Origin of the sequence: Mammaliicoccus stepanovicii (assembly GCF_002902525.1) — a bacterium.
Lineage (GTDB): Bacteria > Bacillota > Bacilli > Staphylococcales > Staphylococcaceae > Mammaliicoccus > Mammaliicoccus stepanovicii.
This window is the reverse complement of the sequence record NZ_PPQZ01000013.1, coordinates 1-17,700: the sequence shown is the minus strand read 5'-3', so window position 1 is coordinate 17,700 and position 17,700 is coordinate 1. Positions and strand designations below refer to the sequence as shown.

The following is a 17,700-nucleotide window of genomic DNA, read 5'->3' as shown; positions in this document are numbered from 1 at the left end:
ATGAAAGTAGATATTAGAAAAAAACAAGATATTGAAATCAAATTGAATGATTACATAATGCGTTTTGAATGTTTTATTAATGACATAGACATACACAAGAAAGAATCTATCATAACATTAGAAAAGTTAATAGATGATTATAGTGCATTTATACTATGCAGTGAAAGGCAACAGCAATTTAAAAGTTGGGTGGAAATCAATCCAATAACAGCCGAATCAATAACTAAACAGTTACAAGAATTAACAGCACAATGCGTAAAATTAATTGAAAATGCCCGTGCGAAATCTCTCATTGAAGGTAATTATATAAAAACAAATTATTTCGATAATATAGAGCATTGTATCTATAAAGAATTTGGACAATTTTCAATAAATTCAAATGATACAGTATTATTAATTGGTTCAGGGGCATATCCCATGACTTTGATACAGGTTGTGAAAGAAACAGGTGCATCTGTGATAGGAATAGATGTAGATGACAATGCATTGAAATATGGGAAGAAGGTTGTCGATTTTCTAGCACCAGAAGCTCAAATTGAAATTACCGATCAGACAGTAAATGAACTTCGTAATATTAGTGATGTAACACATATTATTTTCAGTTCTACTGTACCAATTAAATATGAAATTCTAGATGAACTATATGCAATAACAAACGAGAAAGTAATCGTTTCGATGAGGTTTGGAAACCACATGAAATCGTTATTTAATTATCCGAAAGAAGATGTAAATCCCAATAAGTGGGAATGTGTAGAAACAATCCTTCAAACAGATCAAATCTTTGATATTGCAATTTACAAAAAATCTACTAAAAGAAGTGAAATACATGATTAAAGACGTATTAATCGCAGGTACTGGTCCAACTGCCGTTCAATATGCAGTGATACTACAAAAATATATCAATGCAAATATTTCAATATGTGGACGTGCAAGTATTTCGAAACGTGCTAAAGCTTTTTATGAAGCTGCTAATTCTGAAAATAAAGTAGAAGTAAACGTACAAAATAGTAGTCATTTAAATGTAGAAGGCGAAGCGACATTAACATATTTATATAAAGATTATAACGAAGTTAATCATGTGTTTGACACATTGGTATTAGCAGTTACCGCGGATGCATATCGAAGTGTAATACAGTCATTACCATTAAAAGTGATAGAAAATATTCGGCAAGTCATACTCGTTTCTCCAACATTTGGATCACATTTAATTGTTAAAGGACAAATTGAGCAATTGAATTCTCATAGTGAGATAGAAGTAATTAGTTTTTCAACATATTTAGGAGATACGAGACATATAGAAGATGAAAAAACGTCGATTGTACTTACGACAGGTATTAAAACACATCTATATATAGGGTCTACAAATAAATCGTCACCTACAATGAATATACTTATATCACTTTTTAAACAAATTGGACTATCTTTGACAGTGACAAATAATCCATTAATGGCTGAATCACGAAATAGCTCATTATATGTACATCCAGCGCTGTTCATGAATAGTATTGCCTTAAATGCGATTTTTGAGCCAACATCCATTCCTATATATGTGTATAAGTTATTTCCTGAAGGACCCATTACAATGCAATTAATTCGAGAAATGCGATTAATGTGGCAAGAAATGAATACAATATTAGAACATTTAAATATTACAGAATTAAATTTACTTCAGTTTATGACTGAAGAGAACTATCCAATTCGTGAAGAAACTATGGATAAAGCAGATATTCATCATTTTGAATCTTTGCCAGCTATTCATCAAGAATATCTTCTATACGTACGTTATACGGCTATTTTAATTGATCCTTTTTCAGAGCCAGACGAATCTGGAAGATACTTTGATTTCTCTGGTGTACCCTTTAAAACAATATTTCGTAAAGATGATGGGAAACTGGAAGTTCCTAGAATGCCTAGTGAAGACTACTATCGCACTAAAATTATTCAAGGAATCGGACATAGTTTACAGATTGAAACACCTATGATTAATCGATTTATAGACCGATATGAACAACAAGTTAAAAACTATCGAGAAACACATAGAAACGAACAATTTTCACAATCATTCTATAAACAAGATTTCGCAGAAGATATTACTTTTATACAAAAATATTTAAAAATAAAAACGGAAGTCAGAAAGGTAGACATCAATGAATAAATTAACAAAATTAATAACCTTACTCATTTCGATTACATTCGTAATGGCAGCATGTGGTAATTCTAAAGAATTAGAAGAGAAACGAAACGATAAAAATTTAACATACGCTACTGTAAAAGACATAGGAGATATGAATCCTCATTTATATGGTGGATCTATGTCAGCACAAGGTATGGTTTATGAGTCACTTGTAGATAATACGCAAGAAGGGATTAAACCTTTACTTGCTAAATCTTGGGATATTTCGAAAGATGGTAAGACGTATACGTTCCGTTTGCGTGAAGATGTTAGTTTTCATGATGGAACAAAATTTAATGCAGAAGCAGTTAAGAAAAATTTTGATGCAATTCAATCAAATAGTAAGTTACACTCATGGATCAAATTATCAACTGTCATAGATTCTACAAAAGCAATAGATGATTACACGTTCGAAATGAGGTTAAAAGAACCTTATTATCCAACGCTTGCTGAATTAGCGATGACAAGACCATATGTCTTTGTTTCACCAAAATCATTTAAACATGGCAACACAAAAGAAGGATTAACTTCATATATCGGTACAGGTCCTTATAAATTAAAAGAACACAAAAAAGACATCTCTGCAAAATTTACGAGAAATGATCAATACTGGGGGGGCATGCCTAAATTAAAATCAATCGTAGCTAAAGTATTACCAGCAGGTGAGACATCATTTTTAGCATTAAAAAAAGGTGAAGTAAACTTTGCTTTTACAGATGATCGAGGAACAGATAATTTAGATAATGAAGCAATAGAAAAGTTAACAGAATCAAATGATTATCAATTAAAACGTAGTAAGCCTATGAATACGAAAATGATTGTCGCAAATTCAAGTCAAAAAGATCATGCAATTTCGGACAAAGCAGTAAGACAAGCAATTTGGCATGCAGTTGATCAAGAAAAAATCGCGAAGAAAATTTTGAACAATACTGAGAAGCCAGCGCACAAGCTTTTTTCTGAAAATATACCATATGCAAAAGTTGATTTACCAGAACGTCGATACGATTTAGAAAAATCTAAAGCGTTATTAGATGAGGCAGGATGGACAATGAAAGGTAAAGAAAAATTACGTGAAAAAGATGGTAAACCATTACAACTAACAGTTTATTATGATAATCATTCAAGTAGTCAAAAACAAGAAGCTGAATTTATCCAAGCTAAATTAAAAGATATAGGAATTGAATTGAAAATAGTAGGCGAAACGTCAGATGCTATTGCTGAACGTAGAACAACAGGTAACTATGATTTATTATTCAATCAAACTTGGGGCATACAATATGATCCTCAAAGTACAGTATCGGCTTTTAAAAGTGATACTGGGTATAAAGCAGCAACTTCAGGAATTAAAAATAAAAATGAATTATATCAAAACATAGATAATGTATTCAAGACAACTGATAAAGCTAAACGACAAACGTTGTACGATGAGATTTTGAAAACTGTACATGAAGAAGCGGTATTTATTCCGATTTCTTATGGTGGAATGACAGTGATTGCACCGGAAGATTTAACAGGTATTAAGTTTAAGCAATCACAATATGAGTTGCCATTTGAAAAAATGGATTATCGCTAAGGAATATTTTTATGACCTTGTATATTATGAAACGTTTAGCTTTAATGCTACCTATGTTATTGATTATTAGTTTTTTAACATTTGTGTTAACACATTTATCTAAAGAAGATCCGGCAGTCATTATTTTACATGCAAAAGAAGTCCCAACAATAACAGATCAACTATTAGTTGAAACTAGAGTTAAATATGGTCTAGATCAACCATTTCTAATGCAATATTGGCATTGGCTAACTGACGCTTTACAATTCAATTTTGGGCATAGTTATGTAACAGACGAATCTGTTGGAGATAGGATATTGCCAGCATTTTGGAATACACTTAAATTAACGCTCGTTTCGAGTATATTCATTATTATTCTTTCAGTTATATTAGGTGTATTTACAGCAATATATAGAGGTACATTCTTTGACCGCTCTATACGTATCATTGCCTTTATCTTAACAGCAATACCATCTTATTTAATGGCATCGATATTTATTATATTCATATCAGTCAAGTTAAATATACTACCGACATCTGGACTAACAAGTGCAATGAGTTATGTGTTACCTGTTACGGTCATAGTTATCGGCTATGTTGGTATTTATTTTAGAAATGTTCGCAGTTCAATGATTCATCAATTGAATCAAGATTATGTATTATATGCACGTGCAAGTGGTATTAAACAAAAGCATATCATTATGCACGTGTTAAGAAATGCGATGCAAGTAGCAATATCTATATTCTGTATGTCGATACCGATTATATTAGGTGGAACGGTCGTGATAGAGAATATATTTGCATGGCCAGGGTTAGGACAATTAAGTGTTAAGGCCATATTAGAAAGAGATTTTCCATTTATACAAGCTTATGTCTTAATTATTTCAGTGCTTTTCGTATTGTTTAATACTTTAGCAGATGTAATCAATGCTTATTTGAACCCCAAGTTAAGGGGGGGATCTTAATATGTTTATTGTATTACGTTTGTTTCAAAATAAAGGTGCAATTATTTCAATTTTAATTATATTGCTATATATATTATTAGGTGTTTTCGCACCATATGTTGCACCATATCCTCCTAATGAAGTAGCTATTGAAGACAAATTTGATAGTATCAGTCTGGATCACTGGCTAGGTACTGATCATTTAGGACGAGATGTATTATCTAGATTGATTTTTGCTATTCGTCCAAGTTTGTTGATGGTTTTGATTGCATTAATTATCTCAGTCGGAATTGGGAGTGTGTTAGGTTTTATTGCTGGATATTTTAAAGGAATAGTTGATTCAATTATTATGCGAATTTGTGATGTTATGTTGTCATTCCCAAGTTATGTAATGACACTTGCATTAATAGGTATATTAGGAATTGGCTTAGAAAATATACTGATTGCTTTTATCATGACACGTTGGGCATGGTTTTCAAGGATTATAAGAACGAGTGTTATGCAATATGTTGAGATGGATGATGTGAAATTTGCACGAACAATTGGGATATCACATTTTAATATTATTGTGAAACATATCGTACCGTTAACTTTAGCTGATATCGCTGTGATATCAAGTAGTGCCATCTCATCTATGATTTTACAAATTTCAGGATTTTCATTTTTAGGATTAGGCGTAAAAGCCCCGACCGCTGAATGGGGAATGATGTTAAATGAAGCACGTAAAGTTATGTTTAGTCATCCTGAAATGATTATTGCACCTGGCGCTGCGATTATTATAATCGTGTTAGCATTTAATTTTTTAAGTGATGCACTACAAATTGCTGTTGATCCAAGGTTTTCAACACATATGAAGAAAAAACAAGTGAAACGAGGGATTATGACATGATGGAATCTCCAATATTGAGTGTGAACCAACTATCTATAATTGACTCGGATACGAATGATGTTTTAATACATCATTGTGATTTCAATGTTTTTCGTGGAAGAACCTTAGCTATCATCGGTGAAAGCGGCAGTGGGAAATCGATTACAAGTAAGGCACTTTTATGTTTAAATGACAGTAATTTAGTTGCAACTGGTCAAGTCATGTTTGATGGAATAAATTTGTTAGAAGCTCCTTTTTCGTATATACGAAAAATCAGAGGTAAGAAAATAGCAATGATTATGCAACAAGGTGCGACGGCATTTGATCCATCAAGCGTAATATGGCGACAACTTTATGAGACAATGCATGTGCATACTTCGATGTCAAAATACAAAATTAGAGAAGTATTATTGAGGAAAATGACTCAATTATCACTAAATGAACCTGAACGTATTCTAAATGCATATCCTCATGAGTTATCAGGAGGTATGTTGCAAAGAGTAATGATTGCTTTAGCTCTCGCTTTAGAACCAGATATTATAATTGCAGATGAACCAACTACAGCGCTCGATACGTTGACACAATATGATGTACTTGAACAATTCAATGAAATTCAGGCTTTATCAAATGTTGGTGTAATATTTATTTCGCATGATTTAGCAGTTGTAAAAAAAGTCGCCGATGATATTGTTGTCATGAAAGATGGAGATATTATTGAAACGGGTACAGTGAATGAAGTATTACAAAACCCTAAACATGACTATACGCGTTATTTAATTTCTTCAAGAGCACAAATTACAGAACAATTTCAACATATAATACGAGGTGAAGATGATGTTGAACATTAATCGCGTTAAAAAATCATATGGTCGTGGCAAATTAAAACAAAAGCGTCCAATTGTGAAAGGTGTATCCTTTAATTGTGAATCAGGAAAAAGTATTGGCATTATAGGTGAGAGTGGGAGTGGGAAATCTACGCTTGGCCGTATGATTGTTGGAATTGAAAAACCTGATTCTGGCATTGTTACGTTAGATGGTAAGCCAGTCTACAATAAAAGTGTCCGAAAAGGACGTGTGAGCGCAGTTTTTCAAAATTATAAATCATCTATTCATCCATATTTTAAGGTGGAAGACGTTATTAAAGAACCTTTAAAGGTAATACATAACGCTAAATCTAAAAGTGAAATTGACAAAGAAATTGTAGAAATATTAAAAGCAGTTGGTTTAGATGAAAGTTATTTAAATTTATATCCACATATGTTATCAGGTGGAGAAGCTCAACGTGTTGCTATAGCTCGTGCAATGATTATGAAACCAGATTATGTATTATTAGATGAAGCTATTAGTTCATTAGATATGTCGATACAAACACAAATTTTAAACTTGTTAATAGAATTGCGTGCATTGTATGGTGTAAGTTATATCTTTATAACACATGATATACAAGCTGCTACATATATTTGCGAAGATTTAATTATTTTTAAAGATGGTTTAATACAAGAGTCACTACATATATCAAATTTGAAAGACTCAACACATCCTTACACAAACGCACTATTAGAAAAACAATTGATAACATAAGGAGGATAACATAAATGAAAGGTGCATTAACGTGGCCTTTTTTGAGGTTGTATATTTTAGCATTATTCTTCTTTAGTGCTAACGCTATTTTAAATGTTATGATTCCATTGCGAGGTCATGATTTAGGAGCTAATAATACTACAATTGGTATAATTATGGGCGCATATATGTTAACGGCTATGGTGTTTAGACCATGGGCTGGGCAGCTTATTTCACAAATAGGGCCATTGAAAATATTGCGCATCATTCTCGTTATCAATGGTATAGCTTTGGTAATTTATAGTTTTACAGAATTAGAAGGATACTTTATAGCACGTATTATGCAAGGTATATGTACAGCATTTTTCTCGATGTCTTTGCAAATTGGTATCATTGATGCATTGCCTGAAAAGGATAGATCACAAGGCATTTCCTTATATTCATTGTTTTCGTATATGCCAGGTATTATAGGGCCGATAATAGCCGTGAACATTTGGCATACAAATGATATGAGCTACTTTATGATTATCATGATTGCAATAGCGCTCATAACTGCTGTATTCGGTTTTAGTGCAACAATGGATAGTGAAGAGAGACAAACAGAGCCAAATTTGGAGAAAACACCATATGGACCAGTATCCGTATTTATGCAATTTTTTAAAAATCCACATTTACTTAAATCTGGAATCATTATGTTAGTTGCTTCAATAGGTTTTGGTGCTGTGACAACTTTCATACCGTTATTTACACTCCAAACAAAGATGGGAAATGCTGGTACATTCTTAATGTTACAGGCGATAACTGTAGTGTTATCTCGCTTTTATTTAAGAAAAATCATACCATCTGATGGAAAGTGGCATGTGAAATTTATGATGAGTATATTGTGTGTGTTGATGGTTTCAACAGGATTAATAGGACTTTCACCATATATAGGTGTTGTAGCACTTTATGTAGGGGCAGTGCTTGTTGGTATTTCACAAGCAATGATTTATCCTACTTTAACATCATTTTTAAGCTTTGTTTTGCCAAAGGCAGGGAGAAATATGTTAATCGGGTTATTTATTGCTACTGCAGATTTAGGTGTATCACTTGGTGGGGTTTTAATGGGTCCAATTGCAGATTTAACAAGTTATCATATGATGTATTTAATATGTACATTATTCATTGCCAGCATTATGTTCTATAGTTATGAGAAGAGACCAAGTTTTATTGAGGGAGCAGTAAAAACAGATTAGTTCGAAATATAATTTAGTTTTAAGGGAACGGGTTAATATTTATAGATTAAGTATTAAAGTTGGGAATGCTTTAATACATCGAAACTGATAAATCTTGTGAATGGATATATTCATTAAGATTTATCAGTTTTTTTACGTCTATAAATTCATCTGTTTCTATTATATAAATTGTGTTGTTGGGTAAAATATAATCCATATTAGTGATATAATTTATATGAGGTGTTAAGTTATGAACCAAAATAAATGGAGTATATTAATTGTTAGTGTTCTAGCGATTGCCCTTGGGTTAATTCTTCAAAGTATCCATATGATATTACCATGGTTATTCGGTCCGATATTGGCTAGTTTAATTGTTATCAAACTACTGAAAAAGAAAGTTATATGGCCAGTATGGTTAGGGAATTTAGGGTTATTAATTTTAGGTGTACAGATGGGTTCTACATTTACACCAGTAGTATTAAATGATATTAAACAAGAGTGGTTACAGATTGTTTTGATGTCTGTTTTTATTTTGATTATTGCATTATTAGTGTCAGTGATATTTAAAAAAATCGCAGGTGTCACATTTGAAACAGCACTACTAAGTGCAATACCAGGCGCATTAAGTCAAATGGTTGTTATGGCAGAAGAGAATAAGAAAGCAGACTTACTCATAGTAACTTTAACGCAAACATCAAGAATCATGTTTGTTGTCATACTCGTACCGATTATTTCTGCAATATTCAGTGATAAAAGTGATAAAGCAGAACAAATAACCAAAGCTCCCTCTATATTCCATGTACTTAATATACAAGGCTTACTCATAATCTTAATTGGGATTATAGTCCTGTTTATCATATTTAATAGGCTCCGCATACCTGTTCCACAATTGCTTGCTCCAATTTTTATCTTATTAACTTGGAATTTATCAACTGGACAAGTGTTTACACTTAATTATGAATTTATTATATTTGCACAAATTTTATTTGGTATAAGGATAGGTGTACAAATTGCAGATTTAATAAATAATTTAAATAAGAAAACAATTTTTGCGATTGCATTTCAAAATATTTCACTTATTGTTGGTGCATTTTTGCTAGTATTTCTATTTCAGTTATTTATCAATGATAATATCAATGATTTATTTTTAAGTGCTGCACCTGGTGGAATGGCACAAATCATAGTTGTAGCTCTAGAAACAGGTGGGGATGTAGCGATGATTTCTAGTTATCATATATTTAGGATATTCTTTATTTTATTGATCATTGCACCATTAATAAAAATATTTTTAACAAAACGCACTAGATAAATATGGAAATAAATTTGAATCAATATTGACTTATATAGTAACAACTTATATTATTAAGTTAATTAAATATTTATCAAGGAAGAGTAGGTCATTGACTATTTATAGAGAGTGCATGGTTGGTGTGAATGCATAGTATTCATGATTGAAGGTAGCCTTAATGAGAACGTTAATTGAAACAAAGTAGGTTAATGCGTGTGCGAGCGATAATCGTTAGAGTGCAATATAATGATTTATATTGAATTTAGGTGGTACCACGGTCTTATCCGTCCTATGTTTATAGGGCGGATTTTTTATATTTTAAAGGAGTGATTTAAATGGAAATGGAATCTAAATATAATCCGAAGAAAGTTGAAGAAGGTCGTTATCAAAAATGGTTAGATAATGATTACTTCAAACCAAGTGAAGATAAAGATAAAGAAACGTATACAATTGTTATTCCACCTCCAAATGTAACTGGGAAATTACATTTAGGTCATGCATGGGATACAACGTTACAAGATATTTTGACAAGAATGAAGAGAATGCAAGGTTATGACACTTTGTATTTACCTGGTATGGACCATGCAGGTATAGCAACTCAAGCTAAAGTAGAAGCTAGACTTAATGAACAAGGTATTACAAGACATGATATTGGACGAGAAAAATTCTTAGAACATGCATGGAATTGGAAAGAAGAATATGCAGATTTCATTAGAGCACAATGGGCTAAATTAGGTTTAGGTTTAGATTATAGCCGTGAAAGATTTACGTTAGATGAAGGTCTTTCTCAAGCAGTAAAAAAAGTCTTTGTTGATATGTACAATAAAGGTTTAATTTATCGTGGTGAAAGAATTATAAACTGGGATCCACAAACTAAGACTGCAATATCAGACATCGAAGTTATACATGAAGATATTACAGGTCATTTTTATCATATTGAATATCCATTTAGTAATGGTGAAGGTTCCATTGAAATAGCTACTACTCGTCCAGAAACAATGTTGGGTGACACTGCAATTGTGGTAAATCCAGATGATGAGCGTTATAAAAATTTAATAGGCAAAACAGTTATGTTACCTATAATTGAAAGAGAATTACCTATCATTGCAGATGATTATGTAGACATGGAATTTGGTAGTGGTGCAATGAAAGTTACACCAGCACATGATCCTAATGACTTTGAAATAGGAGAAAGACATCAATTAGAGAAAATTAATGTTATGAATGAAGATGGCACTATGAATGAATTTGCCGGTAAATATGCAGGACTTGATCGATTCGAATGTCGTAAACAATTAGTTGAAGACTTAAAGAATTCAGGTGAATTAGTTAAGATAGAAGAACATGTACATTCAGTAGGTCATTCAGAACGTAGTGGTGCAGTTGTAGAACCGTATTTATCAACACAATGGTTCGTTAAAATGGAACCTTTAGCTAAACAAGCATTAGCAAATCAAGAAACAGATAATCGCATTAATTTTGTACCGGATCGTTTTGAAGGTACATTTAATAGATGGATGGAGAATATTCGTGATTGGACAATCTCTCGTCAATTATGGTGGGGACATCAAATACCTGCATGGTATCATAATGAAACTGGTGAAATTTATGTTGGAGAAGAACCACCAAGTGACAGTGCTAATTGGACTCAAGATGAGGATGTATTAGACACATGGTTTAGTTCAGCTTTATGGCCATTTTCAACTTTAGGTTGGCCAGATGAAAACAGTGAAGATTTTAAACGTTATTACCCTACGAATTCATTGGTTACAGGATATGATATTATATTCTTCTGGGTATCAAGAATGATATTCCAAGGCTTAGAATTTACTGATCAAAAACCATTCAACGATGTTTTATTACACGGTTTAGTGAGAGCAGAAGATGGTAGAAAAATGAGTAAGTCATTAGGAAACGGCGTAGACCCGATGGACGTGATAGAAGAGTATGGTGCTGATAGTTTAAGATATTTCTTGGCTACTGGATCATCTCCAGGACATGACCTTCGTTACTCAACAGAAAAAGTCGAAGCGGTTTGGAACTTTATAAATAAAATTTGGAATGCCTCTAGATTTAGTATAATGAATATTGGAGACAAATTTAAATATGAAAATATCAACCTTTCTGGTGAAAAATCTGTTGCAGACGAATGGATATTAACACGTTTAAATGAAACGATTGCTAATGTTACGGAATTAAGTGATAAATATGAATTTGGTGAAGTTGGTCGCGCATTATACAACTTTATTTGGGATGAATTCTGTGATTGGTATATCGAAATGAGTAAGATACCAATGAACGGAGATGACGAAGATAAGAAACAAATGACACGATCAGTTTTAGCATATACATTAGATCAAATAATGCGTATGTTACATCCATTCATGCCATTTGTTACGGAACATATTTGGCAATCATTACCACATGAAGGAGAAACAATTATTCAAGCTTCATGGCCAGAAGTAAGACCAGAACTTTCAAATGAAAATAGTAAAGTTTCAATGCAATTATTAGTTGAAATCATTAAATCAGTGAGACAAGCAAGAAGAGAAGTTAATACACCAATGTCTAAAGAAGTACCAATTCATATCGAAGCTAAAGATGAAGAAGTTAAATCACAATTATTAAATAATAAAGATTACTTAACACGTTTTTGTAATCCAAGTGAATTAATAATTGAAACAAAAATAGATATTCCTGAAAAAGCAATGACTGAAGTCGTATTTGGTGCAACTGTCATTTTACCGCTTGAAGGATTAATCGATATGGATAAAGAAATCGAAAGACTTGAACAAGAATTAAATAAATGGCAAAAAGAATTAGATCGCGTAAACAAAAAGCTAAGCAATGAAAAATTTGTATCTAAAGCACCTGAAAAAATCATCAATGAAGAAAAAGAAAAGAAAAAGACATACCAAGAAAGATATGATGGTGTACTAACAAGAATCGAACAATTGAAAGGCTAGGAAAGCTAATGAATTATTTAGATAGTTTAAATTGGATACATGAGCGCACTAAATTTGGAATTAAACCAGGTGTTAAAAGAATGGAATGGATGCTCAATCAATTAAATAATCCACAGGATAAAATTGAAGGCATTCATGTCGTAGGAACGAATGGTAAAGGCTCTACTGTAAGTTATTTACGCGACGCATTAATGGCAAATAACTATGAAGTTGGGACTTTTACTTCTCCTTATATTATTACTTTTAATGAAAGAATAAGCTTAAATGGCAACCCAATAGATGACGAGGAATTGATTCATTTAGTTGATATTGTTAAGTCAGTTACAGAAAGACTAGATAATGAAACAGAATTAGGCCCTGCAACTGAATTTGAAGTTATTACATTAATGATGTTTGTATACTTTGGAACTGTTCATCCAGTTGACTTTGTAGTTGTAGAAGCTGGCTTAGGTGCTTTAAATGATTCTACAAATGTATTTCAACCTATTATTACAGTGTTGACGAGTATTGGACTAGATCACACCAATATATTAGGTGACACTTATATGGATATAGCAAGAGAAAAAGCTGGTGTCATTAAACCTAGTGTTCCATTAGTTTATGCAGTTAAACCTAAAGACGCACTTCATTTTGTTAGAGATAGAATAGAAAGCCATCATAATAAAGGTCTAGAACTAGATAGAGATATCAATTTAGTTTCTGATAATGATGAGTTCACATATCGATATGAAAATTATGAACTTGAAAACATTCAGTTAAAAATGATTGGCAAACATCAGCATGAAAATGCATCATTAGCGATAACGGCATTAATAGAAATGTATCATAGAGGTTTAATTCAATTAGACTTTAATAAAATGATAGATGCGATAGAAAACGTTACTTGGAAAGGTCGTATCGAAAGAGTAAATGAAAATCCGGTAATATATGTAGATGGTGCACATAACAAAGAAAGCATCGATGCACTTGTAGATACAATTAGAGAATATTATCCAAACAAACAAGTTGATATACTCTTTGCTGCAATAGATGGTAAACCAATCGGTAAGATGTTAAACAGTTTAGAAGAAATTACAAATCGTTTTTATGTTACGACTTTTGATTTTCCTAAGGCTTTGTCTATAGAAACGTTATATCAAAATATAGAACATCCTAATGTCGTAAAAGTAGAAGATTATAACACGTTCATAAATGAATATGACGGTGAATTACTTTTCGTAACAGGTAGTTTATATTTTATTAGTGAAGTAAGAAAATTGTTTTCAAATATATAAAGTAAAATCCATTCTATAATTAGATGATATGTCTAATTTATAGGATGGATTTTTTATGATGATGACACATTTATAAGCGAAAATTTTTGCCCTCAAAATAGAAATATCTGATTTATTGTCAATATTTTCTGAAAAATAGTGTAATATTAATATATAGGGGGTTGTAATATGACAACTAAAAATAAATACAAAATTAGATTTAAAAATCCGCATACATATGCTATTTTGATTTTTATAATAGCGATTAGTTGTTTATTAACTTATGTTATACCATCAGGAGAATTTGATCGAAAAACTATTAACGATAGAGAAGAGGTCGTTTCAGGTACATTTCACTTTGTAGCAAGTGAACCTTCTGGATTTTTAGAAATTTTTAGATCTATTCCTGCTGGTTTAATAAGTGGAGCAGATATTATTTTTTACATATTTCTAGTTGGTGGTGCTTTTGGTATTATTCACGAAACGGGGGCCATAACAAATGGTGTCAACGCCGCTATGCATCGTTTAGGTAAAAATGGTAAGTTGATGATTCCATTAACGATGTTTATATTCTCTCTGTTAGGATTTTCAATTGGACTAGCGGAAGAAACGATAATATTTGTGCCTATCGGTATCGCAATTGCAAGGGCAGTTGGTTATGATGCGATGACTGGTGCAGCAATGATTATAATGGGAGCAGCCGCAGGATTTCTAGGTGGCATGTTAAATCCATTTACCGTTGGAATTGCACAAAAAATCGCTGAAATTCCTCTGTTTTCTGGTTGGGAATTCAGAACGATTATATATATTTGTATTTTAATTGTTGGCATCATTTATGTCATGATGTACGGTCGGAAAATCAAACAAGATCCAACTAAAAGCTTAGTTTATGATTTAGAACAAGAAGCACGTCATATTTCTAAAAATGAAGATGAAATAGGCAGATTTACAAAGAGACAGTTGATTTGTCTTGTACTTTTAATCTCTGCAATTTGTTTTAATGTGTATGGTATTTTTAAATTTGGATGGTCATTCAATGAGATGAGTGCCAATTTTTTATTGGCTGGTCTTTTTGCTGGATTTATAGGTGGGTTAGGATTTAATGGAACTTTTGATGCACTTATTGATGGTATGAAATCAATTTTATTTGGTGCACTGATTGTTGGGTTTGCTAAAGGTATCGTAGTCGTTCTTGAAAATGGAAAGATAATCGACACAATTGTTTATTATCTCACAAATACAATTCAGGATTTACCGGCAAGTATAACAGTAGGTACGATGTTTATCATTCAGATGATATTAAACTTCTTTATCCCTTCAGGATCAGGTCAGGCCATGACTACCATGCCTTTAATGGTTCCTATATCTGATATTTTAAGTATTAATCGTCAAATGGCAGTTTTAGCCTTTCAATATGGTGATGCAGTGAGTAATAGTATATTTCCTACTTCAGCATCTTTAATGGGGGGATTAGCAGTTGCCGGTATTTCATATATTCAATGGGTAAAATTTATTTGGAAATTATTGTTGATATGGGTAGTCATTTGCTTAGTGGGTATATTTATCGCACTGGCGCTTGGATATTGATAATAATATTATGAGCATTATTGCAATAAAAATGAGTTGAGATATTTGGATTCATCTCAACCTTACTTTATAGTGCTAAACTGAAATAAGCTTTAAATAAAGGTTTTAAATTCTAATTAGTTTTTCTGAAGTGGGCAAGCGGAATCTTTTCGATAAAATTCGATTTCTGCTTGCTTTTTTGAACTACAAATATTTCATTTAGCCTATGTATACTTTTCTCAGAAGCCCCAATATATTCAATATATATGTAAAATCAAAAATGACTCAATACGTATATATTTATTCTGAATTTCTGTTTAGGATGATGTGATTTATAGAATTTTAACATGTTTTATTTGAAATTATGTAATTAGGCCATTTATATGACTTTTGCTATATTGATATATATAAATGAAAGGGATGAATCCTCATGCTGATTTTGTTTGTATTGGGTATTTGTATGGCGAGCTTCATGTACCATTTTGTTTGCATATCAAATATTAATTTTTCAGTTTTAACTAAACGTTCAAAGTGTATGACTTGTGAACATAAATTAAAATTTCTTGATTTAATACCTATAGCAAGTTTTCTATATTTAAATGGAAGGTGTCGCTATTGTCATGCGAAGATACCACGGGATTTGTTGATTGTTGAAATACTTTTAGGATTGTTATTTTTATTGCCTGTTTTTTCACCTTTATTGGATGAAACAAAATTATATTACCTGTTAATGATATTTTTAATACCGCTTTCATTCTACGATATTAAATGTTTAGTTATACCTAACCATATGCTATTTGTTATGTTGATCGTTGAAATTGTAATGTTCGCACATTCACAAATTCATTTCCAAAGTTCATGTTACATCATATTTATGCTACATGTGTTGTATTTTATATCAAATAAAGGGATTGGTTATGGAGATATTAAATTATTGTCTATCATGTCACTGATAATGGATTGGTATCAGTTTTTACTTATTTTCACGTTTACGTTTTTTGCTGCTGGCTTATATGTGCTAATTCATATGTTAATGCGCAAAACAAGGTTGAAATGTGTACCTTTAGTACCTTTTATTGCAACAGCAACTATAGTAGTTTTCAATATTAAAAATCAAATATTTTTATGTTTTTAGGAGGGTATTATGTCGATTAAGATTAGAGATTTGCAAGAAGAAGATAAGCCGAGAGAACGTCTTAAATTATATGGACCAGATAAGCTTTCAAATAGAGAGTTATTAGCAATTATTATTAACTCTGGTAGTAAACAGTTTTCAAGTTTAGAGTGTGCAAATCATGTCCTGAATTTAGTTCATAACATGAGAGAGTTAAGATTTTTAACTTTAGCGGAATTACAATCAGTGAATGGAATTGGTGAGAAGAAAGCATTAACTATTCTGGCTGTAATAGAATTTGCTAAAAGAATGCACATGAATACGATACTCGATAAATATGAAATTAATGAACCGAAAGATGTGGCTAATTACTTAATGGAGAAGTTAAGATATTTGAAACAAGAACATTTTGTGGCATTATTACTCAACACTAAGAATCAAATCATACATGAGCAATCTATATTCATTGGATCACTCGATATGGCAGTTGTTCATCCAAGAGATTTATTGAGAGAAGCAATCAAACATTCAGCAGCTTCTATTGTTATTGTACATAATCATCCGAGTGGCGATCCCACACCATCATTAGAAGATATTAAAACAACGAAGCGGCTTTTATATTGTTGTAACTTAATGGGAATAAATTTGTTAGACCACATCATAATAGGTGATGGTAAATTTGTCAGTATTTTTGAAGAAGAGTATATATCAAATGAAGAAATTGATTTAGATTTAAATGAACCAATTCCTTAATTGAATGGTATAATATAAGTAAAATATTGACAGGAGTTTTGAAGTTGCAAATTATTACATTTATTTTAGTGATTTTGCCAGTACTTTATATTATTTCGATTTTCCAAAGAAAAAGTAAACAGAAGATTAACAGGAAAGACTTTATAATATTATTTGCATTGAGCATTTTGGGAATGACTTTTGCTTCCATTATCAATACTTTAACAAGTAAGCATGATGGTTTAAGTTTTATGTTTGTAATTGCTTCAATTGGAGCAAGTGTAGTATGGGGAATATTGGTTTCATTAACAATATTATTTTTACAAAAATTATTAAACAAATAGATAATGTTGGAATTTTTTGAAAATTGTGTTGACTTTAATAAGATATCATAATATGATTAATTTAAATTTATAAAGAAAGGAGGTAGTGACAATGAGAAACTATAGACAGAATAACAAGTATACAAT

Annotated in this window: 15 protein-coding genes and 1 other annotated feature; all 15 genes read left to right on the top strand. The window is 31.6% G+C overall.

All coding sequences use genetic code 11. The features are described from left to right. The 15 genes from cntL (at nucleotide 1) to CD111_RS02145 (ending at nucleotide 17,574) form a co-directional block, all read left to right on the top strand. Entirely contained in the window at nucleotides 1-834 is an 834-nt protein-coding gene (cntL, locus tag CD111_RS02215) for a staphylopine biosynthesis enzyme CntL (RefSeq protein ID WP_095087540.1), read from the top strand. Continuing rightward, the gene (cntM, locus tag CD111_RS02210; protein ID WP_371868718.1) at nucleotides 830-2,155 is read left to right on the top strand and encodes a staphylopine biosynthesis dehydrogenase; all 1,326 of its coding nucleotides are present in this window, start codon (nucleotides 830-832) and stop codon (nucleotides 2,153-2,155) included. Before cntL ends, cntM begins: the two co-directional genes overlap by 5 nt. Next, nucleotides 2,148-3,746, top strand: coding sequence for a staphylopine-dependent metal ABC transporter substrate-binding lipoprotein (cntA, locus tag CD111_RS02205; protein WP_095087544.1), 1,599 nt, complete (start codon nucleotides 2,148-2,150; stop codon nucleotides 3,744-3,746). The genes cntM and cntA overlap by 8 nt, the downstream gene beginning before the upstream one ends. Nucleotides 3,747-3,757: 11 nt before the next feature. Beyond that, nucleotides 3,758-4,690: a nickel/cobalt ABC transporter permease gene (gene opp1B, locus CD111_RS02200; protein ID WP_095087546.1), complete on the top strand. Its 933-nt coding sequence runs from the start codon at nucleotides 3,758-3,760 to the stop codon at nucleotides 4,688-4,690. 1 nt (nucleotide 4,691) lies between these two features. After that, nucleotides 4,692-5,558 carry a staphylopine uptake ABC transporter permease subunit CntC gene (gene cntC / locus CD111_RS02195; protein ID WP_095087548.1) on the top strand — a complete coding sequence of 289 codons (867 nt, stop codon included), beginning with the start codon at nucleotides 4,692-4,694 and terminating at the stop codon, nucleotides 5,556-5,558. Beyond that, complete coding sequence (gene cntD, locus CD111_RS02190) at nucleotides 5,558-6,385, top strand: staphylopine uptake ABC transporter ATP-binding protein CntD (protein ID WP_095090108.1); 828 nt, start codon at nucleotides 5,558-5,560, stop codon at nucleotides 6,383-6,385. Before cntC ends, cntD begins: the two co-directional genes overlap by 1 nt. Continuing rightward, nucleotides 6,372-7,118 (top strand): ABC transporter ATP-binding protein, encoded by a 747-nt coding sequence (locus CD111_RS02185; RefSeq protein WP_095087550.1) that lies wholly within the window; start codon nucleotides 6,372-6,374, stop codon nucleotides 7,116-7,118. Before cntD ends, CD111_RS02185 begins: the two co-directional genes overlap by 14 nt. A 14-nt stretch (nucleotides 7,119-7,132) precedes the next feature. Next, nucleotides 7,133-8,332, top strand: coding sequence for a staphylopine family metallophore export MFS transporter CntE (gene cntE / locus CD111_RS02180; RefSeq protein ID WP_095087552.1), 1,200 nt, complete (start codon nucleotides 7,133-7,135; stop codon nucleotides 8,330-8,332). A 229-nt stretch (nucleotides 8,333-8,561) separates the two neighbouring features. Next, complete coding sequence (locus CD111_RS02175) at nucleotides 8,562-9,620, top strand: AbrB family transcriptional regulator (protein WP_095087554.1); 1,059 nt, start codon at nucleotides 8,562-8,564, stop codon at nucleotides 9,618-9,620. A 67-nt stretch (nucleotides 9,621-9,687) separates the two neighbouring features. After that, nucleotides 9,688-9,894: a binding site (T-box leader), on the top strand. A gap of 40 nt (nucleotides 9,895-9,934) precedes the next feature. Continuing rightward, nucleotides 9,935-12,565 (top strand): valine--tRNA ligase, encoded by a 2,631-nt coding sequence (locus CD111_RS02170; protein WP_095087557.1) that lies wholly within the window; start codon nucleotides 9,935-9,937, stop codon nucleotides 12,563-12,565. Nucleotides 12,566-12,573: 8 nt separating this feature from the next. Then, nucleotides 12,574-13,839 (top strand): bifunctional folylpolyglutamate synthase/dihydrofolate synthase, encoded by a 1,266-nt coding sequence (locus CD111_RS02165; RefSeq protein WP_095087560.1) that lies wholly within the window; start codon nucleotides 12,574-12,576, stop codon nucleotides 13,837-13,839. A gap of 168 nt (nucleotides 13,840-14,007) precedes the next feature. Continuing rightward, entirely contained in the window at nucleotides 14,008-15,405 is a 1,398-nt protein-coding gene (locus CD111_RS02160) for a YfcC family protein (RefSeq protein WP_095087563.1), read from the top strand. A gap of 409 nt (nucleotides 15,406-15,814) precedes the next feature. After that, nucleotides 15,815-16,519 (top strand): prepilin peptidase, encoded by a 705-nt coding sequence (locus tag CD111_RS12910; protein WP_095087566.1) that lies wholly within the window; start codon nucleotides 15,815-15,817, stop codon nucleotides 16,517-16,519. 9 nt (nucleotides 16,520-16,528) lie between these two features. After that, nucleotides 16,529-17,251 (top strand): RadC family protein, encoded by a 723-nt coding sequence (gene radC / locus CD111_RS02150; RefSeq protein WP_095087569.1) that lies wholly within the window; start codon nucleotides 16,529-16,531, stop codon nucleotides 17,249-17,251. A 44-nt stretch (nucleotides 17,252-17,295) separates the two neighbouring features. Next, entirely contained in the window at nucleotides 17,296-17,574 is a 279-nt protein-coding gene (locus tag CD111_RS02145) for a hypothetical protein (RefSeq protein WP_095087572.1), read from the top strand. The last annotated feature ends 126 nt before the right edge of the window (nucleotides 17,575-17,700 follow it).